This is a genomic window from Calothrix sp. NIES-2100 (genome assembly GCF_963875285.1).
Classification (GTDB): domain Bacteria; phylum Cyanobacteriota; class Cyanobacteriia; order Cyanobacteriales; family Nostocaceae; genus Aulosira.
Map to the genome: position 1 here is coordinate 4,365,987 of NZ_CAWNLA010000001.1, position 21,380 is coordinate 4,387,366.

At 39.4% G+C, this 21,380-nt stretch carries 23 protein-coding genes and 1 pseudogene; 12 read left to right on the forward strand and 12 right to left on the reverse strand.

What is annotated here, in order from left to right:
* Positions 1 to 88 precede the first annotated feature (88 nt).
* The 6 genes from AACU32_RS17835 to AACU32_RS17860 form a co-directional block, all read right to left on the reverse strand.
* On the reverse strand, positions 89 to 1,594 hold the full coding sequence (locus AACU32_RS17835) for a hypothetical protein (protein WP_096601829.1): 1,506 nt from the start codon (positions 1,592 to 1,594) through the stop codon (positions 89 to 91).
* Complete coding sequence (locus AACU32_RS17840) at positions 1,591 to 2,646, reverse strand: hypothetical protein (protein ID WP_339378026.1); 1,056 nt, start codon at positions 2,644 to 2,646, stop codon at positions 1,591 to 1,593. Before AACU32_RS17840 ends, AACU32_RS17835 begins: the two co-directional genes overlap by 4 nt.
* Positions 2,647 to 2,803: 157 nt before the next feature.
* Positions 2,804 to 3,304 (reverse strand): hypothetical protein, encoded by a 501-nt coding sequence (locus AACU32_RS17845; protein ID WP_096601835.1) that lies wholly within the window; start codon positions 3,302 to 3,304, stop codon positions 2,804 to 2,806.
* A 62-nt stretch (positions 3,305 to 3,366) separates the two neighbouring features.
* Positions 3,367 to 3,795: a hypothetical protein gene (locus tag AACU32_RS17850; protein ID WP_096601838.1), complete on the reverse strand. Its 429-nt coding sequence runs from the start codon at positions 3,793 to 3,795 to the stop codon at positions 3,367 to 3,369.
* The gene (locus AACU32_RS17855) at positions 3,782 to 4,180 is read right to left on the reverse strand and encodes a hypothetical protein (RefSeq protein ID WP_096601841.1); all 399 of its coding nucleotides are present in this window, start codon (positions 4,178 to 4,180) and stop codon (positions 3,782 to 3,784) included. Before AACU32_RS17855 ends, AACU32_RS17850 begins: the two co-directional genes overlap by 14 nt.
* A 67-nt stretch (positions 4,181 to 4,247) precedes the next feature.
* Entirely contained in the window at positions 4,248 to 4,694 is a 447-nt protein-coding gene (locus AACU32_RS17860) for a hypothetical protein (protein ID WP_096601844.1), read from the reverse strand.
* A 73-nt stretch (positions 4,695 to 4,767) separates the two neighbouring features.
* Between AACU32_RS17860 and AACU32_RS17865 the strand changes: the two genes are divergently transcribed.
* Complete coding sequence (locus AACU32_RS17865) at positions 4,768 to 4,989, forward strand: hypothetical protein (protein WP_339378028.1); 222 nt, start codon at positions 4,768 to 4,770, stop codon at positions 4,987 to 4,989.
* Between the two features lie 95 nt (positions 4,990 to 5,084).
* Here the strand turns inward: AACU32_RS17865 and AACU32_RS17870 are convergent, their stop codons facing one another.
* Positions 5,085 to 6,176: a hypothetical protein gene (locus AACU32_RS17870; protein WP_096601849.1), complete on the reverse strand. Its 1,092-nt coding sequence runs from the start codon at positions 6,174 to 6,176 to the stop codon at positions 5,085 to 5,087.
* A gap of 148 nt (positions 6,177 to 6,324) precedes the next feature.
* Here AACU32_RS17870 and AACU32_RS17875 point away from each other — a divergent pair, with 148 nt between their 5' ends.
* Positions 6,325 to 7,065: a hypothetical protein gene (locus tag AACU32_RS17875; protein WP_096601851.1), complete on the forward strand. Its 741-nt coding sequence runs from the start codon at positions 6,325 to 6,327 to the stop codon at positions 7,063 to 7,065.
* A gap of 315 nt (positions 7,066 to 7,380) precedes the next feature.
* On the opposite strand, the gene AACU32_RS17880 is transcribed toward AACU32_RS17875, so the two are convergent.
* On the reverse strand, positions 7,381 to 7,638 hold the full coding sequence (locus AACU32_RS17880) for a hypothetical protein (protein ID WP_096601853.1): 258 nt from the start codon (positions 7,636 to 7,638) through the stop codon (positions 7,381 to 7,383).
* 43 nt (positions 7,639 to 7,681) lie between these two features.
* A complete protein-coding gene (locus AACU32_RS17885; protein WP_096601856.1) occupies positions 7,682 to 7,906 on the reverse strand; it encodes a helix-turn-helix domain-containing protein in 225 nt (74 codons plus the stop codon).
* Positions 7,907 to 8,015: 109 nt separating this feature from the next.
* Between AACU32_RS17885 and AACU32_RS17890 the strand changes: the two genes are divergently transcribed.
* From AACU32_RS17890 to AACU32_RS17905, 4 genes are all read left to right on the forward strand, one after another.
* The gene (locus AACU32_RS17890; RefSeq protein WP_096601859.1) at positions 8,016 to 9,722 is read left to right on the forward strand and encodes a hypothetical protein; all 1,707 of its coding nucleotides are present in this window, start codon (positions 8,016 to 8,018) and stop codon (positions 9,720 to 9,722) included.
* Positions 9,723 to 10,922: 1,200 nt separating this feature from the next.
* Complete coding sequence (locus AACU32_RS17895; RefSeq protein ID WP_339378029.1) at positions 10,923 to 11,081, forward strand: hypothetical protein; 159 nt, start codon at positions 10,923 to 10,925, stop codon at positions 11,079 to 11,081.
* A 73-nt stretch (positions 11,082 to 11,154) separates the two neighbouring features.
* Complete coding sequence (locus tag AACU32_RS17900; protein WP_339378030.1) at positions 11,155 to 12,618, forward strand: hypothetical protein; 1,464 nt, start codon at positions 11,155 to 11,157, stop codon at positions 12,616 to 12,618.
* Entirely contained in the window at positions 12,615 to 12,980 is a 366-nt protein-coding gene (locus tag AACU32_RS17905) for a hypothetical protein (protein WP_096601868.1), read from the forward strand. The genes AACU32_RS17900 and AACU32_RS17905 overlap by 4 nt, the downstream gene beginning before the upstream one ends.
* Positions 12,981 to 13,077: 97 nt before the next feature.
* Here AACU32_RS17905 and AACU32_RS17910 read toward each other — a convergent pair whose 3' ends face one another.
* Positions 13,078 to 13,647 carry a hypothetical protein gene (locus AACU32_RS17910; protein ID WP_096601871.1) on the reverse strand — a complete coding sequence of 190 codons (570 nt, stop codon included), beginning with the start codon at positions 13,645 to 13,647 and terminating at the stop codon, positions 13,078 to 13,080.
* 207 nt (positions 13,648 to 13,854) lie between these two features.
* Here AACU32_RS17910 and AACU32_RS17915 point away from each other — a divergent pair, with 207 nt between their 5' ends.
* From AACU32_RS17915 to AACU32_RS17925, 3 genes are all read left to right on the forward strand, one after another.
* Positions 13,855 to 14,022: a hypothetical protein gene (locus tag AACU32_RS17915; protein WP_339378031.1), complete on the forward strand. Its 168-nt coding sequence runs from the start codon at positions 13,855 to 13,857 to the stop codon at positions 14,020 to 14,022.
* Positions 14,023 to 14,608: 586 nt separating this feature from the next.
* Positions 14,609 to 15,166: a heat-shock protein gene (locus AACU32_RS17920; protein WP_096601874.1), complete on the forward strand. Its 558-nt coding sequence runs from the start codon at positions 14,609 to 14,611 to the stop codon at positions 15,164 to 15,166.
* A 727-nt stretch (positions 15,167 to 15,893) separates the two neighbouring features.
* A complete protein-coding gene (locus tag AACU32_RS17925) occupies positions 15,894 to 16,259 on the forward strand; it encodes a hypothetical protein (protein ID WP_096601877.1) in 366 nt (121 codons plus the stop codon).
* 40 nt (positions 16,260 to 16,299) lie between these two features.
* Here AACU32_RS17925 and AACU32_RS17930 read toward each other — a convergent pair whose 3' ends face one another.
* Positions 16,300 to 17,019 (reverse strand): hypothetical protein, encoded by a 720-nt coding sequence (locus AACU32_RS17930; protein WP_096601880.1) that lies wholly within the window; start codon positions 17,017 to 17,019, stop codon positions 16,300 to 16,302.
* A gap of 89 nt (positions 17,020 to 17,108) precedes the next feature.
* Between AACU32_RS17930 and AACU32_RS17935 the strand changes: the two genes are divergently transcribed.
* Entirely contained in the window at positions 17,109 to 17,516 is a 408-nt protein-coding gene (locus tag AACU32_RS17935; RefSeq protein WP_096601883.1) for a hypothetical protein, read from the forward strand.
* Positions 17,517 to 17,711: 195 nt separating this feature from the next.
* On the opposite strand, the gene xisF is transcribed toward AACU32_RS17935, so the two are convergent.
* A complete protein-coding gene (xisF, locus tag AACU32_RS17940; protein WP_096601886.1) occupies positions 17,712 to 19,118 on the reverse strand; it encodes a fdxN element excision recombinase XisF in 1,407 nt (468 codons plus the stop codon).
* Positions 19,119 to 19,182: 64 nt separating this feature from the next.
* Between xisF and AACU32_RS17945 the strand changes: the two are divergent.
* A pseudogene (locus tag AACU32_RS17945) lies at positions 19,183 to 20,049 on the forward strand (nitrogenase component 1); the annotation flags it as partial.
* Positions 20,049 to 21,368 carry a nitrogenase iron-molybdenum cofactor biosynthesis protein NifN gene (nifN, locus tag AACU32_RS17950; RefSeq protein WP_096601889.1) on the forward strand — a complete coding sequence of 440 codons (1,320 nt, stop codon included), beginning with the start codon at positions 20,049 to 20,051 and terminating at the stop codon, positions 21,366 to 21,368. The pseudogene AACU32_RS17945 and the gene nifN, both read left to right, overlap by 1 nt.
* Positions 21,369 to 21,380: the final 12 nt, after the last annotated feature.

Below are 21,380 nucleotides of genomic sequence, written 5' to 3' on the forward strand. Positions count from 1 at the left end.
TTATTTTTAAAATTCCTTTTATGGATATCTGCTTTTAACCGTGCAGTTTTGGTTGTCTGGTTTATGCCTTACCAGTTGGCACTATCTATTAATTAGTATTTGCGTAAACTTCAGGCTGGGGAGCATTAATAATTGCTTCAATCTCCTGTTCAATAACTGATTGCTGCTCTGGTGATAAATTACCAAGCAGTAGGTTAATTATTTTCTTGTACACAAGAGCAAAAGCTGTAGCAGGTAGTTGGTTTCTCAGAGCATTAAGGTCAATTAATGAAATTGCTTTGACATTGACCAAAACATCATCTAGGTTATCTAAATCAAATTTATCCAACCCAGAAACAGAGATTTGATCATTCAACCCTTGCGATCGCGCCACTAATTCAAGTGTGTCTTGGTAGACATCACAGATAATTGCACCATAAGCCCGAAGAATGGCTTCCTGGTCATAGAAGTCCATTTTCTTGGATACGCCGGACTGTTGAACCGCAGACTGCTCTGAGCTAACACCACCAATAGCAATTAAATCCTTTACCTGATTCTCAATCTGGGTAAGGGATTTTCTCATTTGGGTAATAATTGTTCCGGTTGGTTCACTCCACTCAAACTTCTCCAACTCCAGAACGTGTTGCAGACCCGTAGGTATTTCATCACCACTACCCTCATAGGTGTTGTTAATGTCTCCATCAGGTGTCTGGACACGCTTAAACGTGCGCTGGAGGTAGGCAAGCGTCAACATATCATACTTGCTGCAATCTATCCTCAGATGCTCTAAAGCTTTGGATGCAGCTTGATCACAAGCCCATAAATCAGAAGGGACTTCAGCTTTAATTACCGGGATAGTCCCTAAACCATGTTGAACTAGAGAAACCAATGGAACTTCAGCTTCAACAATATTCTTACTACTATCAGCATTAATAATGTTTTTGATAGCACCACGGGAATCAAGTTCTACATAAGCTGAATACTTAGCAATATATTCACGGTCGATGAATGTCCAGACAGCACGAACTTGGGGCGGAATTAATGGATTAGCTGTGTCATTGATTAACTGGAAGACTTTAATCCAATCCAAATCTCCCCGGCTCTCACTCCAGTTAATAACTTGTTGGGCACTATATATAGTTATGTATGGGCGAATGCCTAATAATTGTTCCTGCGCTCTGTTGACTGGTTTTACATCTGTAGATGGTTTGTCTACATGGAGATAACACTTCCCAAACTTCAGGCATTCACGGAAGACTGTGGATAATAAATCTTTCTCGCTGCGACCAGTCAGGCTTGTATCATCTCTGAAGGCTTCCCAAAAAGACTGATTAGACTCAATGCCAGAAATTGATAAAGAACTGTTAGCAAACTTAGATAATTGCTTGTTTACGGCGGAGCCGAGGATGTTGCTATATGTAAATTTCTTAAGTCTAATTTCATATATTTCTTCAGACTCCCCGGCTCGGCGTGGTAAGAATTGACAAATCTGGTTCTTGAGTCTGTAGCCACCCGCAGATAGCAAATCAATCTCCTGGTAGGCAGGTTTCCACTCTGTAAAATCCGGGTGTTCAGTTTGTAATACTTTTAAATCTAATAAAAGCGGATAATTCATTTCAATAAATTATTTCGTTGTTCAATAGTTGCAAGGACATAGCGAGTGCTGTCGGTGCGGTGGTCTTCTTGCCCAGGTGCGACCTCATCAATGATTTCACCATCTTTAGTCTTACGGTGATAACTCCTAAGCTCATCAGCGAATGACCCAAGCTTTGAGTTAATAAACAATCGATTCTGAAAGAAGAGGTTATTGACAGTCTGATTCCCTTCCTTGACTCTATTAAAACCAGCTACAGTCCTTGCTAAACCAGGGATTTTCTTGTTCTTCCCATATCGCTGAAATTCTAGAATACTGGCTGGTCTGCTGGGGTCTGCAAAACAACGATATATGTTATAGCGATCGCAGAAGTAAGCAGCTTTCTCTAGTAACTGGTCAAACACCACAGGAGTTGAGGGGTTAGGATTAGTCCATTCATCAATGATGAAATATTTCTTATCTTGAGTTAGACCAACAACACAGACCGCTGGATTTAAATCTCCCCAGTCGATGCCTAAATAAGTGCTGACAAAAGTTGTTGGTAAGTTATCTACTATATGGTGATCGCCAAACTCAGATAATATCTGTCCCTCAAAATCTTCAAAACTAGCTTCAAACTCCTGGCGATAAACTCTTGCAGGAAGGGTTTCCTTCGCTTTCCTTAAGAATGGACGAGGAATAAATGGATTATCAGAAGAGATGAAGTGGTAGTATAACCAATCATTATCATCTATAGCCTTGAGGTGAAATTTGTATAAGGGATGAGCCTTACCTTTGGGGGTTCCTATCAGCAACGCAGAACTGGCATTAGTGTCTGCTAAGGCAGGTGTTAGTACCTCCTCCCAAGCAATCATGCTAAGGTCTTGGAACTCATCGATCCCACACCAGTAAAGTTTTAGACCCCGAAGTGAATCACCATGATCGTCGGCTCCACGTAAGACAATATCTGGTTTATTATTTTTAAGCTTTATTCTAAAATCCGTCCGAGATATGCTCTCTACAAACGGTTGATCTTCGAGTAAGTTTAGTAAAGGTTGCCAATGAATCTGTCTGCACTGCTTGAGTGTAGGCATTACTATCAGACAGATAGGGGGGCTAGCTGGGTCAATCTCTTGATCGAAGCTTAATGCCTTAATTATTGCTGTTGTTAGTAGAAGGCGACTTTTCCCCCACCTTCGACCACTAATAACTAATTTAAACTTTGATTTATTATTGAAGACCCTTAGCTGATTAATATGGAGCTTCAATCTCATCTTCTTGTATTGGTGGGTCTACTAGCTCTACGCTGATTTGGTATGTGGCACTCACTTCGCTGCTGAGTTGCTCTACTTCATCCTTAATTGCAGCCAGCGCTCTAATAACTACAGTTGGGTCTTTCTTAGTAACCGTGTTGATTCTTCCACCAACAACAACATCTTCTGTGTAGCCGTACAGCCCATAGTGAATTACTTTCTCTAAGGCGACAATCCGCTGGTATCTGGTGGCAAACTCCAGAAGACCATTCTTCAGAGCAGCATCAAAGGATTTCTTATCGTTGGTTTGGTATTCTAGGATTTCTTTCTTATAGTCACGCTTAAAATCAGCTATCTGCCTATCTGTTAGGACAAAGCCGGGGAATTGCTCCTCAAACTGCTTGCGAATATCATCCTTAGTTAAATCTCGTTGACCTGCAAGCAGTAAGCAGAGGAAATCCCTGTGGATGTCTTTTAAATACTGCCTATTTCTTTCCATAAAAATAGGCACTAAGGTGTGCCATAAATTAATTTGTTATCTACTAATTAGCGATTGCGTAATTAAATTAACGCTCGAATCTGATGTGACAACTCGTAGATAGCATCAGTGAATAGATGATCAACCCACTCAGCAAACGTCAGTGGTGTTAAACTCTGCACGTAAAAGTGTTGCAGTCTCTCACTAGCAGTGGGATTTTGTGTGAACTCAACTTCAATTACAGATTGATAATCCTCACTAATGGAAGATAGAGCTTCTTCAACAGTTTGTGTGTCCAACAACCCAAATAAACTATTAGTGGGATCAAGGTCACGGGGAGGCAAATACAGCCGACTCAGATAGTCATCTACATCATCTAGCCCGCCAGAATAAAATAAATGTAGACAATACTTTAAATCAGAAATGTCAACATATCCATTTTTCCGACTAGGCTCTATGAAAGAGTTAGCGTAGTATTCCTGCTGTCCGGTCTCATATTTATATAGATACATATGATTTATCCCTTTTGAACTCTAAAACTTCAAATAATCGTCTCCAATCCCCATCTTTGTAGTTGCACTGTCTGCGTGTGAGGTTTTCAATCTCAGAATTTGTATATAACTTTTTATGAGTATTGGGGAGGGCGGTTAATCTTTGAAATAATGAATCGCTGGTTAACCACTCAATAATTTGTCCCTTATCCTGTGCGGATAAACTTCTATTCTTTAGATATTCTCTAACGACTGGGAGGAAGTTCTTAAGCCTCCTGTAGTCTCTCCCGTATTTATTCCGAAACCGATATCCCAGAGTTTCATTAGGTACACCGAAATGCTTCTCTAACTTTCTAAGAGACCAGCCCTGCAAATATAATTTAAAAGCTCTTTCTGTTATATCCATAATAGTTAAATAACTGTGGGCTATATAATTAAACTAACAAGACAACACGGTAAACAGAAGTAGTAATTTATCTGTGCTTTTGAGTTGTATCTCTCCGCATTTCTTTTAATTCTTCGTGAATACCTTCAACCCCTTTTTGGACAGAAACAACTTTATAATCTAAATCTCGTAGTGATTGTTGAGTAGCTTGACTTTTCTCTCGACAATCATCATTGTGACTTGTAGTTTCTCTTAACAATGTTTTTAGGGATTCACTAATACTTTGAAGCATTTGACTTTCAACAGCCTGCCGCTTCGACCACTCACCTACAGCGTCTTTCAGACCTAGCCAATTAGCTACAAATATTGTCCCAGCAATAGCTAATAAAACACCCAACCCTATTCCTCCACCCTGAAGCAGAAAAGCATCAATAATTTTGTCTTGCTGTTGTGGACTAATGGATATTGCACCAGTGTTAGGGGAAACATCAATAATATTCGCGCTAGAAAGGTTTGTTAAGTTTTGTTCTGGCATGTTTAAAAGTACCCTTGGTATTGTTGAAAAACAGTTGTTAGTCTAGAGGTATAGATTAGAAAAGGTTAAACATATGATGACAACCATCATGCTCGTCGCCACCATTGCTCTCCAAACAGGAGTATTATTAAAGCAATACATACACACTAAGAAGCTAGAAACTTTATTAGGGGAGTTACGATGTAATGAGGAGGTTTGGAATGATTTCCTGGCTGATTTAAAGGATGAGCAATCAATGTATGAAAATCTGATACAGTCTCATAAGGATGCGGAAGAATTAAGAAAATCTAAGTAATTAAATTAAAATAAGAATATATTAAAAATGAGAAGTATAAAAAAATTAAGCCGGGATATAAACCCCGGCTTTATAGTGTTTATTTAATATAATTTCTAAACTACAACACCAGTTGAATTAATATATTGAACCTTATTTGACTTCAGCAACCCGGAAGCATAAGCCTTATCAATTTTTGTTTTTAATTTAGCAACGGTGCGGCTGCTTACTATTTGGAATTCACTCAACTTCTTCTGTAGCCAAGGCCATTGTTCAGCAGGGCTAGTTCTTGTAATATTGGTGGCAACACGGTCGCTTATAGCAAATAAATCAATGAAGGATACTTTAATTGGGATTTCTCCTAACTTAAAACAACCACTGCCCGATGTTAAATCATCAATAAAGTCTTTAGCTTCCCAACTAATACCATCCAAACCAGTGAATACAAATTCAATTGGTTTTTGGTAAGTCTCGGCAGCAATTAAGGCATATTTCTTATCAAACAAAGATGTTTTGATGTCTATTTCTGTAACTCGATGACTCTTTAGTTCATAAATTCGCACAGATTTAGGTGTTCTCTCAACCCAATCCCAGCGGCGATATGTTGCATTATCTTGAGTATTAATACCAAGTTTACTTCCTACCTCAAATCGCAGTCTCAGGTTTGAGTAACTGGCAAGCAGCATTAGTTCACGCTGAATCTCTTCTTCACTAAGTCCGTGCTGCTGCTGCTGCCTACTGGAATAGTTGTTACGAGACACTATCTCAATAGCCTTTGCGCCTAAACTCTGAAAGTCACGGGCTGTTTCACCATTGCCTTGTGTCAAATATGAAAAACAATGTTCCCAGTCACCAACATAAATAGAACTAGCTCTACCCAAAGATTGTTTGTGAGCTTCTTTCCACGATTCCTTGAATAGCCTGAGATAATCACCTTCTATTTTAAAAAATCTCCCTGCCAAATTTGACTGAGCGCTTTTATCGCTCCCGGTTGCCCAGTGGTCTTTATAGTCAGAGGGTTTCAGTCCTTTGGCGATCGCAACCTGACTCATGATGAAGAATGCACCATCTCGATTACCACTTGGGCTAGGAATCCACTTTAAGTTGTATTTATGAACTAAACTAGCTAATTTCTCAAGAAGATTAATGTCTGCACCAGGCTGACTTAACAGCACAGACTCACGTAAACTCAAATTTGCTTCTGACATATTTAAATAACTATGTATCTTTGTAGTGATACTAACCAAAGCAACACGGCAGGACAAAGGGTTATAAATATAATGTGTTGCTTGGTTCGGTAATTTCTGCTAGACTTGCAGCCTTAAATGAGGCGGACATAATGAGGATATTACTAACATGGGACAGAATAATGCTGCACGGCGGCTATATGATGCTTTCCAATATGCTTTCGTTAATGGAAACTCTGCTGAGTTAGCCTATAAAGTGCTTGCTAACGCATTCAAAGTAGAAAATCCAGAATTAAATCCGCATTTTTTGATAGAAATTTATGTATTGTTATCGGAAGTAGAGAAGAAGCTTAAATTACTCAAGAAGGTTGATAATGTTGAATTGTATGTGAAGGCTATTAGAGAAATTCAATTTTACATACAAACATCTAACCCTTTATTAAGCCAGTGGGATGGGATAAAGAATCAGATTCAAAATAGAAACTTCATTTTTATTCTTGATGCTTGCGCTAATTTTATTGCTCAAGAACAACCAGAGCCAGAGTTAACCGAAGAACAATTACAAGAATATCTAGAGCAGTGTGAATCTCTATTGCAAGAAGTAGTATCCTCAGACCTAGCCGAAGATATTAAAACGTTCTTGGTTGTACGTCTTGAAGAAATCTGCTCTGCTATTAGGCATTATAAGATTGGTGGGCCAGAGCGACTACGAACAGTTGTAGAAGCAAATATTGGTGCAATTATATTACGCAGTGATGCATACACTCCAGAGCAGAAAAAAGGTATTATAAGTAAGATTTTTGGTTTGTTAATGACTTTTGGTGGTGTTCTGGATTTAGCTGCGAATACTCAAGGCTACCTGCTACCTAAAGCTGCGGAATTGTTGAAATATCTATTGCCCCCTGGTTGATAATTAGTAGAGACAGAAAAGCTATGATGCTTACTTTATCTGCATCATAGCCTTCGATAGTTTTAGTACAACCATAAATATTTAATTTAGTTATACTCTGCAACACGGGGCAAGGGGGTTAGGCTGCTGAACGGTTCAGTGATCGCTCATAAGCCTCAATAATTTCACTCACGAGTTTTAGATTGTAGGGGGTTCCTTTTTCAAGTAGACAACACAGGCTCTGAAGCCTTGCGTCTCCTAGAAGAAATTCGATTTTATTCAGTCGCCGGATTATGTCTTCAGGTCGATAATTAATCAATAACATAATTTCCCCGCTTATTTACCTACATCTCGTGCGCGACTGGCGATCGCCATTAAATCAGCCATCGCGTCAAACAATTTTTCATTGAGTATTTTTGCTCCACAATCCACAAATATCATCTTTACACAACTGTGGGTTTCCTCTTTCAGTCCTAAATCAATTATTTTTAACTGTTGACTGACTGCTTCTTGCAGAGTATGCAAAACTGACAAATACTCTTGAAATAACTCGTCTGGATTGTCTTTAAGGTAGTCTTTTTTTGGTGGTTTCATAACCATTTCCTCAGAGTTAAAGTCTGTAGATATATATCTGTAGCTAAAAATCTACGCCGAAGTCTGTATTCAGAACACCTTCAATTCGCCGTAATGTGGGTTCTGGTAGTGATTTAATTGTGGCAGATTCTATCTTGAACCAATTATCCTGTGTCATTCCAGCAGAAGCCGCCAAATCCTTTACTGTGCGATTACTTGCAAGTCTTGCTTGCTTAATTAATATTGGTAAATCTGGAGTTTCAACCAGAAGTTTACGCTCTACTTTCATAATTTTCCTCGAACAATATAATTTTATTCTAGCAAAATTGTTGGGGCTTGTTGAAGCCTAAAATAATTCACTAGAATAAAATTATATAGAGCTAATTGAGGAGAAATATATGTACGCAATTCAAGATGAGTCTCGGATAGATATTCGGAAGTTAGAGTTACCAAAACCTAATCATCGATTAGACAACACGAGAGACATAAACAGAATAATAAATAGTCTTTCGGAAGCGGAGAAAGTTGTTCAAGAGTTCACAGCAGAGTGTGCGCGAAGAAACGTTTCAGATGATTTAGTGATTTATCCAGAGCGATTGGCAGGCCTGCAAGAGCAAATAGATAGAATCTTCCCTGCGATCGCAAGACTGGAATCCAACCCGGAACTATATGATCAACCCGTTGCTATCCCTAATCAATTACAGAGCGACGTATTAGGGGCGATAGACGAACTAATCTTCATATTTCAATATGAAATCAGGATAAACTCGGAAAAGCTACGCCGCATTCCTTTAAATGGGGATCTGCTAGATGGGGTTACTCGTCTAGCAGTAGAGGCGGACTATATATTAAATGAGATTTACATTAAATGTGCAGCAAAAGGTATTAACGCTGATGAGGTGTTTGCTCCTGTTGAGGGGGATTTGGGTTGGTTATGTGGTCAGTATGAGAAAAAATACCAACCACTAATCCAGAGGTTAGAAGACAACCCAAGGCTTATGAAGAAGAGTAGAGGCTACATAGAAAACCTCTCCGACGCTAAGGATTGTGTTAGTAGGTTTGTTGCTATCCTCCGCCAGTTGTGGGATGAACAGGGGCTAGGGGATTTTCAATACGAGCCTGAGTTAGTAGTTCTTGAGGATTGTGACTCAACAACACAGGCAACGGATGAATTAATTAATGTCTGCCAGGGCACGTTTGAACCGGAGGCTGAACAACAGATTGAAATTAGCGATCGCACTATGGACAACACAGCCAACGAACATACAACCTTACTAGAAGATCAATGTCCACACCCTACTCAGAACAGCATTTTAGAACTATTACAGGGTAAGGATTTAGATGTGTCCACACCCCACTCAGGACAGCAACAGGAAGTAGTACCAATGATTAGTACTGATTGTTCACTCCCCACCCAACCGAACACCTTGGAAGTCATACAAGATAGGACTTTGGAGGTGTTCACTCCCTGCTCAACCGAACCCCTTGAATTAACTATTTATGAATTGATTAGGAATTACGTAGCGAAACATCAGCCTTGCACTATTGAGCAGGTAGTTAAAAATGTTCTGAGATTTACAACTATAAATAGACTTATAGAAAATGAGGTAGGAACATTACTACGGCAAAGTGGTTGCACTAAGGTTAGACGTAGAGTTAACGGTACTAATACTTTCTACTGGGAACTGTTCACTCCCTCCACTGAGGGCAACGTAGAAAGCTCACAGGATAAGGAATCAGATTGTTCACTCCCTACACTAACTGAGACAGAAGTAACGCCCCCACCCCCACCTGAGACTACTGATGTTACTCCCCTTAAAAAGATTGGTAAGCGTAAGCGGAGGCGAGTCTACCACGTTAAAGAACTTTGTGTGAAGCATGGAATTACCGATAAGTGTCAGTTTTTTAATAAAGTGATGTGTAGAGAAGTACGTTCGTGGATAACTATCACAGCCGACGAGGATGCAAAGGCCATAAGAAAGCAATTATTGAGATATCACAAGATATATGAGGAACATAAATATATCTCGCCCACAGAAGAGGAGATAGATAATATCGCTCAGGCGTTTGGTTGTACGCCAGATCAAGTTTTCGAGTATGTCTAAAAATAAGTAACGTTACAGCCCCGCTAAGGGGCTTTAAAGCCTTCTACTTAATCAAATGATGTATAGGGCTAGAAAGTGATTACAAAGCCTTCCAGGGCAACACAGACACCACACTTGATAATTATTAGTCCGTCCCACCATTTTGCCGCTAATGGTAATGTGGTGATAACCACATTACCACTTACCGAGGCTGGTAAGTGAAATGAGTCAAACCCATTCTAGAATTTAAAAATGCTTGGAAGCCTTGCTGAATAAAGGTTTCCAATCCCACCAAGAAAGTCGTCCCAACAGCAAATTTCAAAAACAGAGCAAAAGCTAGAAAACAGTAGAAAACCTTACTAATCAAGAGTTTCCCGTCCCAACCAGGAATTTTTATCAGTGGTGATAAAAACCTATCGCTAAGGCATCTCCACGATTTTCCATATTGCTTCAAATGTCTGTGCGCTGGGAGTTTCAAGACATCCATCAACATTTTGACTCCTCACTGGATTTTTCCGGTTTCAAATCGGAAAAATAAAAGAGAGTTTTCAATTCGACATTTGGGTTAGTCAAAATGGCTAAAAACCTTACCTTGTAAAGCTTTCCAATTCGACACCTCACTTTTAGAAACTAGTCACAACTTTCAATAAAAGTATAATCTCAAACACGGGAAAAGCAGTTTTTAATATACGGTAAGGCTCCCATGACTAAGTATACTTAGCTAATAGTATAAATTGCTAATACCGGAATGACGGTATTAGTATGTAGTAAAGGTTTCAGGCTGTAGTGTACGGAGATGGCAACACGGGCATACATGTATGAGTATTTCTCTGCTTAACCAGTGGGGAAAATTCTGTAGGTAAATATCTGCGGAAAATTTCCTAATTAAAATTTAAATAAACATATACATATAGCGAAAAATCTATTAACAATTCATCTGGATTCATCAGATGTAACTCTATTAACTATCTATCCCTTATATAGGTATAGCATTGTTTTTCCAGGCTCATTGTCTGAAACCCATACTCTACATGGCTTAAACCTTTGTTCGATAAACCCGAATTTTGTCCAAAAAACCCCCATTTTCCCCCTGTCGCTCCAACTATAGGTATTAATCTATGTATTTTTAATTAATCATAGAATAATTTTATTAAATAAATTCTTGGAGGTGTTTTACACATTTGTTAGTATTGATATATAATGAAAGAGTGGAGATAAATTATGTCAGAAAAATCTTATCGAGGTAGCCCCATCGTCGCGCTGAGATTGAAGAAGGAGATGAAAGAGCGGCTAGATAAGTTTGTAGAAGACACAAATGACACCCCTACAGAGATCATCCGTTATTTGTTAGATAAATTCCTAACGGAGAAGGGTTACTAATTATCAATATATAAAAGTCAAATCCCCCTAAAGCCTCAAACAGTAGGGGGAAATAATTAAAAAAGGTATTGAAATGAGAAAGACTGTATCGCGTGAGTTTCGTGATTTATTGCAAAGGTATTATCCCGGATTAAATAAGTGCCCAGAGTATTGGAGATTTATGAGATATCTACTCTTTGGCAAGATAGATAAACATACCGGGAATATTGTAATTGATCGCTACCATGTAGCCAGAGCAGAAGGTAAATTATCTGCTTATTATTCCAACCACTATAATTCTAGCACATTTTTAACTAAATTTAGACAAGATGTGTCAACAGCAGCATTTGAGTGGAAAGAGGCAGATTCAAAAAATAACTTAGCACGAGAGGCTATAGTTCGTTTGCACCCAATAGTTGAAAAAGCGTTCCAGGATGAGGTGTACAAGAATATGGATTCAGGGAGGGTCTATTTTGACTCTGGAAGGGTCTACACGAGGAAGACTCAGAAAATAGATAGAGAAACCCTTCAACAGGAGGCAATGCAGTGTATAGGCTCTGCTGGGGCAGGCTCTAAAGAACTTTTGGAGTATATGAATAATCTCCCGGTAAATTGTTTTACCAAAATTATTAATGACAATTTCCAGGCAGCTTGGACAAAGGTGATGGAGATAAAAGACCCTACAAGCAGGAAAGTACAAGCTAATATCCTACAGACCATTGCAGAAGACTTGCAGCCCTTCTACAAGACCTCAAGAGAGGGTAAGACGGTGAGGGTATATCCCTCTAACTACAGTATTCCAATGCTCCGTAGGGAAATACGTAAGGTAATAACCAAGGGTTGGTATGAGTATGATTTAGCTTCGAGCCAGCTTGCGATCGTTGGTAAGGTTTGGAATATTCTAGAAGTACAAGAGTTTCTCGCTAGTGGACGGAAGATATGGATTGAGTTGATCAATCACTACGGTATTGATGCCCTCCAATTGAAGGCAGAGAATGAACAGAAGTACGGAGATATTAAAGCCGTGCTGAAGATAGCACTTTACAGCCTAGTTTATGGGAAGGGAAAGCAAAATCTAATCAAGTCTCTCGATGAAGGTGATACAGATTGTGATGGATTAGCTAAGTTTGGCATAAAAGACGGTGGTAATAGGTTTTTCACTCATCCCCTAATAAAAGCCATATATCAAGCAAGGCAACGAATGATTAAGGAATTAAATTCCTGGGATTCTGTAGAAACTATCTTTGGGCAACAAATACAAATCACAGGTGTGAAGGACGAACACGGCAACCCAACAGAAGAACGGAAAGAATGTATACGAAGTGTGTTGTCGCAGCAAGCACAAGCGGTAGAACTTTATTTACTTCTGCCAGTCCTACATCTCGCTACGACCACTAAAGACTTTGCAATTACGATTTGGCAACACGATGGGTTCTCAGTCAACTTCACAGATAAGACCAAGACTGAGCGTTGGATTAAGAAGATTCACGCTGCTGTTGACGCAAGAGCTAAAGAATTAGGAATTATTACAAAACTAGAGGGAGGTTTAATTCAATGAGTTATCGCACAAAGCGTAAAAAACCTATTGGAGAAGTAGAAATTGTTAAGGAGATGGTCGCGGAAGTTAGGTCTAAAATAAAGGATTTAGTTGCTGCTTCCGAGTTGCCTAATATTAAATATCAGGTAACGCGACTAGAGAAACCTAATCACCAAGTTATAGAAATCAAGTTTGATGGTAAGGCTGTGACTAACTATTATGCTTTATGTAAAAAGCTGGAAACTACTTTCAAAAAATATTCAAGACACAGAGATAGTGAATCAGGTACAGTAAGAGTTAAGGTTAGTTGGTCTTTGAAAGGTGAGTGGAAGAAAACTAATATGTTTATTGACCCAAATAATCCCCTTTGGAATATTCAATAGTTAGCTGATACCAGATACCAATTACCTGTAAGCCAAACCTCTGAGAGGAATTTCTCAGGGGTTTGTGCATTTAGAGAAATCTACAAGCTCAAAATGATTAAGGAATATACTTGAAATTAGTTCCTGTTGAATTATTGAAATACTTAAGGAAATCATTCATAGCTTTCCTCACATTTCCCTCTGAAGTAACGTAACCATTTTTTCCTGGTTTACGATCCCATAAATGTAATTGTAAATATTTATCAGATAAACCAATGTAAGAGCCATAACATCCACTCGCAATGTAAGATTCATGGGAGTAGGGATTAGTAAATATAACCTCTTTTCCCTTGATTCCCACGCACTGATTCCACTGCTGTTCAGATATTGAGAAATGTTTGTATGATATTGACCCTGAACTTCTGGTTTTACCTAATTCATAAAGTTCGACGTTTAGAATTTTATTAGATCCAATATCTAAAACATCCACAGACTTTAAATAATAATCAGACCAAGGCGCACTTACAATCTTTGGAGATTTTTTAACTATCCCAATAGAGCTATTTTGTTTGAAGTTAACTTGAGCGGTAATAGGTGAAGTGGAATTTATAATTAAACTTAATGTAGAAACTGCCAATGTGGAACCAATTGTTATAAAACCTATATTCCTAAAGTTGGTATTCGGCATAAATAATTTACATAAAGCATATTATCTATAACACTCTACTCTCCATATACTAAAGATTGTTTGAGTATAAACCCTGAATCAAGCTTAAATCTCTTACTTATGCCAAAATATTCCACACTACATCTATTTATCAGTAGAAACTACATAGTCAACAACACAAGTAATTAGGTACAAAGAAATATATATATATACAACTAATATAATCACATGAAACCCAATCAAATCGCTTGTGCAGCTTCTGTTGGATTGGTGTTAGCCGTTTGCGGTATTACCGCGTCCAACGGAGATTTACGTGATCTTTATTTGGGAACTGCTGTGACTATTTGGGGTGAATGTGTTATCAAAAGTTGTGGTTATAAGGACGATGAAGAATAAGGCATATTGCCTAACTTGAAAGTCCAGCAGCCCTAGCATTTGCTAGGGCTTTTTAATTATTCATAAGGTGTTGCATGTAGCCACGCTTTAGTGTCTGGAAAGCTTGCTAGGAGGCTATTAGAAGGTGTTGCGTTGTGAAACCCTTGCCATTAACCGACTCCTCAACATTAAGGAGTCGGTAGTGCTACAGCTAAAGGTGTTCGGTAACAGATCCACTTTCGTGCGGAACTCAGACCACAAGAGGGTTTCAAGGTGTTCGGTGATGGTACAGCTAGGGTGGCGTTTAAAACGGAACCCCAACATTTGAAATGTTGAGGTAGTACCGACTCCCACACACTCAGGAGTCGGCTTCTGGTGGGGTTTTTGAATTTATCTGTTTGAAACAGATAAACCTCTACGCTGGTAGCGTAGCACTCTACATCGTTGTGGGGTGCGCTTCTGGCAAGGGTTTTGAGTTTTCCTTACTTTGCAGGAAAACTACCGACTTCACAAGATATTCACACAGATATTTCAGTAATAAACCGGAATTTGTATTGTCTATTACTACGCTAAACTACTCATCTGTAATGATAAATAGTATTATTTGATGAGTAATAATTTTAATACTGTAAAAACAGAAGTTATAAGATGGAGAAATTTCTCATACAATGGTACAGTATATGACTTATCACATCTTGATGCTCACTGGGTTGAATATCTTGATGATAGAGACGAAAAAAATCTGATTACATACAGGTTTATAGTAACCTATGGCTCACACTGCTTCACTAAAGAGTCAGATGAGTTTTCCAGTGAAGAATTAGAATTATTAATGTATAAAGCTCCTAGAGAGTCAAGACCATTCCATTTTGAGAGATACAACCTCTCGAAGCATTTACCCAGCATTATTAAATCATTATGTGATAAGGCAACATTAGTTTGCCACGGTGGGCATAAAAGCTATGCAGCAGTTAAGATGTTAGATTCAAAAGGTACTCTAGTTGATTATTTTGTCTCTTTCAAAGTATTTCCTGAGAGTAAAAAGCTTAGATTACACGTTATGAGTGCCTACCCCAAATATGAGGGTATAGGTAAAGTCCAGAAAGTGAGTTTCCTAGTTATAGCCAAAAACTTATTGAATAATAAGAAATTACCAACCCCATAAATAACAAAGGCTCCTTAAGGAGCCTTCGCCAAAAACATGATTAATTTTTGGTATTCAGAACGTCTTTACCGGAATTCCTCGACCTCTAAGGGTAACGGGATGTCATGTTTCAAACGGTTTGTGTTTTTGTTTAAAACATGTCTGCTGCATCCATGTTTTTAGTATAGTGTACAGTTCTAATTGAGTCAAGTCTCATCTAATTGAGTTAAGTCTCATCTTGAAATATGCCCTAAGCAGTAGAGCTTACCAGAAATGCTCAGTTAACACAACTATACTATGAGTCACCCCAAATGCGATCCGTTAACGAGGTGTTTCTGATACTTCCCATCAATGAATCCTGTTTTAACAAGACTCGCGGGAGTCGTTGACAACAGATTCTCCTAACCGGAACTCATTAAACCGACAACCACCCTCAATACCGCCTGTTAAATGACGACCGCTATCTGATAGCGGTCGTTAGTGGCAAGCTTGATAATGTCTCTTTGTAATATAGATGATTATCTATGAGTTACATATGAATTGTCTTTGCAACACAGGCCTTGTCATTTGGCAAAATACAGCTCTATATTTGCAATAGGAGCAAGGGCAAGCTCCTAGTTGAAAGAAATTGCCCCATAAAGAGAGAGCAGGAAGCAAGCTCCTAGCGATGGAGAAAGGAATTTTTGAGCTTGCCCCACCAAGATCGGTGATTGAGCTAATCACCAGAGAGATTTAAAGGAATTTCAAAATGATCACAAAAACTTTAAAAGGAACACTATTCGAGTGTTTAGTAGAAACTGCACTTGATGCCTTAAAAGAATCAGACATTGTAAATGTTTTCTTCTGTAAAAAAGAAAATACTTCTAAAAACATCTCAGATGCTTTAATTCCGTTTGATATTATAAAGGTTTCTGCACGCATAAACCAAGGACAAGAGGATGTAGAAGTAACTCTTCTCAACACAGATAATGTTGATGAGAAATATAAACAGTTGGTGCAAGCCGCTAGAGATGAGGGTAGGGAAATACTTTATGTACATATAGCTTCTGAAAATGAAGACAGGGTTCAAGAATTAACTTCTTTTCCTGTAGATATTGAAGATGAAGATAATTAATTAAGGATTGCACCCTCACCACCAGAGGGTGCATTTTCTATTAATAATATTCAGGTAGATTCTGGCTATTACTTTCAAAGAAAGCAGGCATACGTGCCCGACTAGTATCTTCCAGTTCAGGAGCTACTCCAGTATATAATAAGTTATCAGATTGCCTGATCCAGAAGTCTTTAGAACCATATTTAGTTACTGGGACGTTTAGATCGCTTACCATCCACTCAACTACTTCCTTTCTAATCCTATCCAGCCGCTTGGTTAGTGAAATTCCTAAGTCTGCACACACTAGTCCGTGTGTTGCCACATGAGCAGTTTCATCTAGTGATATATCACTGGCTATTGTTCTTAGACCTACATTACCTAAGAACCGAAAGATGGGTAACAACACGAAGAACACAGACCTTTCAAGTACTACTGCTTTAAGCATGGGGTGTTCGCCGAAACCTAATACTGTATCCCTGATACGTCTGGCTTCTTCCTCAAAGGGTCTAGCTAAACCTAATGCATCTTCTGCATTCTGTAGTGCCTGATCGTGCCGTTCTTCATCTGCAATATTACTTTGTAGTAATTGTAATATATAATCATCTTTAGGGAGGTCACGTTGTGTTGCCGAAGTTATCCATTCACCAACAGGTAATTCAAGACAACGCAGCGCCAAAGCACGACCTATTGTATTTTCTGCTCCTTGAGCAACTGGAGCAGGTGTAGGATTAATTGGAGTCCAGGAACGTTTACGATTTAGAAGGGCTCTGTAGTAAGACATAATTGCTAATTTAAGAAGTTACGAACTATTGGGGTTTGTGGGGACAATTAGGCAGACTGACTATATATGAAAATATAGGAACAATAGTCATGTCTGACTCTGTTTTAAACCCAGTAATTATTGACGCTCTATTCTTCCTGACTGGTAACGCAAATCGTCTATTTACAGTCAAAGAAATAGCGCAGCAAATTGAGCGTGATGATTTACTCACAGATATGAATTTATCCTATCTAGCCAATCAGAATATAATTCGGCGGATAGAATTAAATGACAAAATCTATTATTGTTTTGAGTTGTTTGATCTAGATGTTGAGTTACAGTTATATGAGATTGCTGAGGAAGCAGCATTTTTAGGATTTGTAAAACCTGCGGGAATAGTCAAGCATAAATTACAAGAGTTATGCGCCGAGAACCTTTTAGATGAGAGTTATCACGCTGTCGTGTTGCAGGAGATTATGGACTTGATTACTGAAGAATGGGAATCACAGTTCCGGTAGGTCGTTTTGTTTGTTGGTAACAGAATAATTTCAGACGAAAGATACTATAAAACTATCGCTACAGACTTTTTTTATGACTTCTACACATTCTCAAAAAGTGTTAAAGATGATCAGTGACAAGATGATTGAATGTTATTCTAGATACTATGGAGATTTGGAAATTGGAAATATGTCTCCAGAAGAATTCATTAAAACTCACGGAACCATCGAAGATAGGGTTAGTGGCAGTTTAAAAGTAGGAGTTATAACTCCAGATGAATCAACATCAACCTTCTCTACAAATTCAGCCAACGCCAATCGCAGTTCTGAATCATCCAGAGATTCCCAAAACGTAGCCTGAGATGCTATAGCAATTTTTCTCTTAGCATTCTCAAACCCATCCTTATCAAAAATTCTAGTGGGAGTTGATAGAGTGTTAATTGTTGCCTCAATTTTAGCGATTGCTGCAATTATATCTGGGTTGGAACTGCGAAGCCCCCGCAACACAGCCAGTTCATTACTTAAGTTCTCAATCTCTTTAGTATTAACTATCTGTGTTGTTGTTGATTGACTTTCTAGATAATCGATTAAGTTTGGTGCATTTTCACACAATGCTGCGATCGTCTTGGAAATGATCTCTCTTAGTCTAGTGCATTTTGAATTTTCGCAGTGATACCTACCGGGTTTAACATAATTAACACAGCGCATGTACTCCACTCTTGTTTTGTGGCGGGAAAAATTTCTATACATATTCCCCCCACAATGAACACATCTGATTAACCCTGCAAGTGGGTAGTCACCACGAGTTGATTTTGCAGAACTTCTATATCTCTTATTTGCTAAGAGCTTTTGTTGGATAGCCTCAACTGTATCTAGAGAAGTTAAGGCTTCATGGGTATTAAAATTAATAATTGGTTCTTGGTTTATACCCTTCTTCTTTTTTGAGAAATAGACTGTATGTCCTTGTAGTGCTGGGTTTTTTACCCAATCCCGCAATCCTGCTACACTAAAAACTATTTCATATTCTGTATAAATATAATTGCAGACATCCTTAAGCGATCGCATTGACAAGGTTAAGTCAATAATAATCTTGGCTAGTTCAAAGTAAGTCTTACCAGATTTTTCGTGAATATTGCGATCAGGAGTTAAGCGCTGATTTTCGTCTTTGGCATATCCAAAGGGTGGCACGCAAAACTTTAATTGCTCTCGAAAATAATTATTACCATGCTTAATCCTTTGGGATAACAGTCTAGATTCAAATTCTGCCAGCCCTGACATTTGATTGATACTAAACCAGCCAAAAGGGGAATTGGGGTCAACGGGTGCATCCAATATCCGAAGATTAACGCCGTGCTTGACAAAAATATCCATTGCCTTATGAATAGAAATTACACTCCTACCCAGGCGGTCAATACGGGTTATGATAACCTCATCAACTCTGTGTTGCTGTGCTAACTTTAGCAATTCATTGTATTGCTTCCTATTGTCACTACGTCCTGACTCTATATCAACTAATACTTCAGATGCACCCGCTGCTTTTAATCGAGCTATTTGCTGATTTAGTGCATCAAACTCCTCTGCTTGTTCTTGCGTGCTGACACGAGCGTAACCGTAAACTCTCATAGAATCTACATATATCGTTGCTCCATATCATATCACAGTAAGGTGTTGTACTAAGTGTTGGCGTGAACCTGAATACACTACACCTTATGATATTAACTTAATCGGCGAGTACAACATCGCCGGGGAAATGTGGGGAGTGACACCACTATTGGAAAAATTGGGCATCCGCGTCTTATCAAAAATTACAGGTGATGCTCGCTATCAAGAAATTACCTATGCTCACCGCGCCAAGCTGAATGTGATGATCTGCTCACGCGCTCTGCTGAACATGGCGAGAAAAATGGAGGAACGTTACGGAATTCCTTATATTGAGGAGTCTTTCTACGGCATCGATGACATGAACCGTTGTCTGCGCAACATTGCCGCTAAATTGGGAGATCCTGATTTACAAGCGCGTACAGAAAAGCTGATTGCCGAAGAAACTGCTGCTCTAGATTTGGCTCTAGCTCCCTATCGTGCCCGCCTCCAAGGCAAGCGCGTTGTCTTATATACTGGCGGTGTCAAGAGTTGGTCAATTATCTCCGCAGCTAAAGACTTAGGTATAGAAGTTGTCGCCACCAGCACCAGAAAAAGTACAGAAGAAGACAAAGCCAAGATTAAAAAATTAATCGGTAACGATGGCATCATGCTGGAAAAAGGCAATGCTAAAGAATTACTGCAACTGGTGAAAGACACCAACGCCGATATGTTAATTGCTGGGGGACGTAACCAATATACAGCCCTCAAAGCCCGGATTCCCTTCCTTGATATTAACCAAGAACGCCACCATCCCTACGCAGGTTATGTAGGCATGGTTGAAATGGCCAGAGAATTGTATGAAGCTCTCTACAGCCCAATTTGGGAACAAATTCGCAAGCCTGCGCCTTGGGATGAGGAAACAGGGATATTCACCGCGTCTGATGAAATCGGCTTAGTAGAAGAGGTGAGCTAATGGCGATCGTTACTGCTCCTAACAAACCACTTACAGTTAATCCTTTAAAGCAAAGCCAAGCTTTAGGCGCATCTTTAGCTTTCTTGGGATTGAAGGGAATGATTCCCTTATTCCACGGTTCTCAAGGCTGTACTGCTTTTGCCAAAGTTGTCTTAGTACGGCATTTTCGGGAAGCAATTCCCCTAGCAACTACAGCCATGACGGAAGTAACTACCATCCTGGGTGGTGAAGACAATGTAGAACAAGCAATTCTCACCCTGGTAGAAAAATCCCAGCCGGAAATTATTGGTTTATGTAGCACTGGGTTAACCGAAACTAGAGGCGATGACATAGAACGTTTCCTCAAAGAAATTCGGAAACGTCACCCAGAATTGGATCGGCTACCGATTGTATTTGCACCCACACCTGACTTTAAAGGTGCATTACAAGATGGGTTTGCAGTGGCGGTGGAAAGCATTGTGAAAGAAGTTCCCCGTCCTTGTGCTACCAGAATTGAACAAGTCACCATCTTAGCTGGTTCGTCTTTTACACCAGGAGATATCCAAGAAATTAAAGAGATGGTGACTAGCTTTGGGCTAGTTCCCATCGTTGTCCCCGATTTGAGTGCTTCCTTAGATGGACACTTAGAAGATTCCTACAGTGCAATTACAAGTAGTGGGACAACTGTCGCTCAACTGCGGGAAGTTGGTGGTTCCGCCTTCACGATCGCACTTGGGGAAAGTATGCGCGGTGCAGCGCGGATTCTCCAAGACCGATTTGGTATTCCCTATGAAGTTTTTGGACAACTCACAGGTTTAGAACCTGTAGATGAGTTTCTCCACGCCTTAGCAATTCTCAGCGGTAACAGCGTCCCGGAAAAATATCGCCGCCAGCGTCGCCAACTGCAAGACGCAATGTTAGATACTCACTTTTATTTTGGTGCCAAACGAGTATCTTTAGCTTTAGAACCAGATTTGTTGTGGTCAGCAGTCCATTTCCTGCAATCGATGGGAGCTCAAATTCATGCGGCTGTGACAACAACGCGATCGCCTTTATTAGAACAACTCCCCATCAAAAGCGTTACCATCGGCGATTTGGAAGACTTTGAGGAACTATCAGCTGGCTCTGACTTGTTAATTGGCAATTCTAACGTCGGTGCGATCGCTAAACGCCTATCCATTCCCCTCTATCGTCTCGGACTACCCATTTACGATCGCTTAGGTAATGGTCAGTTTACCAAAGTCGGCTACCGAGGCACAATGGAGCTTTTGTTTGGCATGGGTAACCTCTTTTTAGAAGCAGAAGAAGAGAGAGTAAAACACTTCCACGGAGATTGGTAGTAGTCAAGAGTC

Excerpts from the sequence above, each read along its gene's own strand:
- AACU32_RS17865 (WP_339378028.1), top strand. The coding sequence starts at position 4,768 with ATGATGACAACCATCATGCTCGTCGCCACCATTGCTCTCCAAACAGGA.
- AACU32_RS17850 (WP_096601838.1), bottom strand. The coding sequence starts at position 3,795 with ATGTATCTATATAAATATGAGACCGGACAGCAGGAATACTACGCTAAC.
- AACU32_RS17875 (WP_096601851.1), top strand. The coding sequence starts at position 6,325 with ATGGGACAGAATAATGCTGCACGGCGGCTATATGATGCTTTCCAATAT.
- xisF (WP_096601886.1), bottom strand. The coding sequence starts at position 19,118 with ATGAGAGTTTACGGTTACGCTCGTGTCAGCACGCAAGAACAAGCAGAG.
- AACU32_RS17905 (WP_096601868.1), top strand. The coding sequence starts at position 12,615 with ATGAGTTATCGCACAAAGCGTAAAAAACCTATTGGAGAAGTAGAAATT.
- AACU32_RS17910 (WP_096601871.1), bottom strand. The coding sequence starts at position 13,647 with ATGCCGAATACCAACTTTAGGAATATAGGTTTTATAACAATTGGTTCC.
- nifN (WP_096601889.1), top strand. The coding sequence starts at position 20,049 with ATGGCGATCGTTACTGCTCCTAACAAACCACTTACAGTTAATCCTTTA.
- AACU32_RS17840 (WP_339378026.1), bottom strand. The coding sequence starts at position 2,646 with ATGCCTACACTCAAGCAGTGCAGACAGATTCATTGGCAACCTTTACTA.
- AACU32_RS17915 (WP_339378031.1), top strand. The coding sequence starts at position 13,855 with ATGAAACCCAATCAAATCGCTTGTGCAGCTTCTGTTGGATTGGTGTTA.
- AACU32_RS17930 (WP_096601880.1), bottom strand. The coding sequence starts at position 17,019 with ATGTCTTACTACAGAGCCCTTCTAAATCGTAAACGTTCCTGGACTCCA.
- AACU32_RS17900 (WP_339378030.1), top strand. The coding sequence starts at position 11,155 with ATGAGAAAGACTGTATCGCGTGAGTTTCGTGATTTATTGCAAAGGTAT.
- AACU32_RS17845 (WP_096601835.1), bottom strand. The coding sequence starts at position 3,304 with ATGGAAAGAAATAGGCAGTATTTAAAAGACATCCACAGGGATTTCCTC.
- AACU32_RS17935 (WP_096601883.1), top strand. The coding sequence starts at position 17,109 with ATGTCTGACTCTGTTTTAAACCCAGTAATTATTGACGCTCTATTCTTC.
- AACU32_RS17895 (WP_339378029.1), top strand. The coding sequence starts at position 10,923 with ATGTCAGAAAAATCTTATCGAGGTAGCCCCATCGTCGCGCTGAGATTG.
- AACU32_RS17890 (WP_096601859.1), top strand. The coding sequence starts at position 8,016 with ATGTACGCAATTCAAGATGAGTCTCGGATAGATATTCGGAAGTTAGAG.
- AACU32_RS17855 (WP_096601841.1), bottom strand. The coding sequence starts at position 4,180 with ATGGATATAACAGAAAGAGCTTTTAAATTATATTTGCAGGGCTGGTCT.
- AACU32_RS17835 (WP_096601829.1), bottom strand. The coding sequence starts at position 1,594 with ATGAATTATCCGCTTTTATTAGATTTAAAAGTATTACAAACTGAACAC.
- AACU32_RS17885 (WP_096601856.1), bottom strand. The coding sequence starts at position 7,906 with ATGAAAGTAGAGCGTAAACTTCTGGTTGAAACTCCAGATTTACCAATA.
- AACU32_RS17925 (WP_096601877.1), top strand. The coding sequence starts at position 15,894 with ATGATCACAAAAACTTTAAAAGGAACACTATTCGAGTGTTTAGTAGAA.
- AACU32_RS17880 (WP_096601853.1), bottom strand. The coding sequence starts at position 7,638 with ATGAAACCACCAAAAAAAGACTACCTTAAAGACAATCCAGACGAGTTA.
- AACU32_RS17870 (WP_096601849.1), bottom strand. The coding sequence starts at position 6,176 with ATGTCAGAAGCAAATTTGAGTTTACGTGAGTCTGTGCTGTTAAGTCAG.
- AACU32_RS17920 (WP_096601874.1), top strand. The coding sequence starts at position 14,609 with ATGAGTAATAATTTTAATACTGTAAAAACAGAAGTTATAAGATGGAGA.
- AACU32_RS17860 (WP_096601844.1), bottom strand. The coding sequence starts at position 4,694 with ATGCCAGAACAAAACTTAACAAACCTTTCTAGCGCGAATATTATTGAT.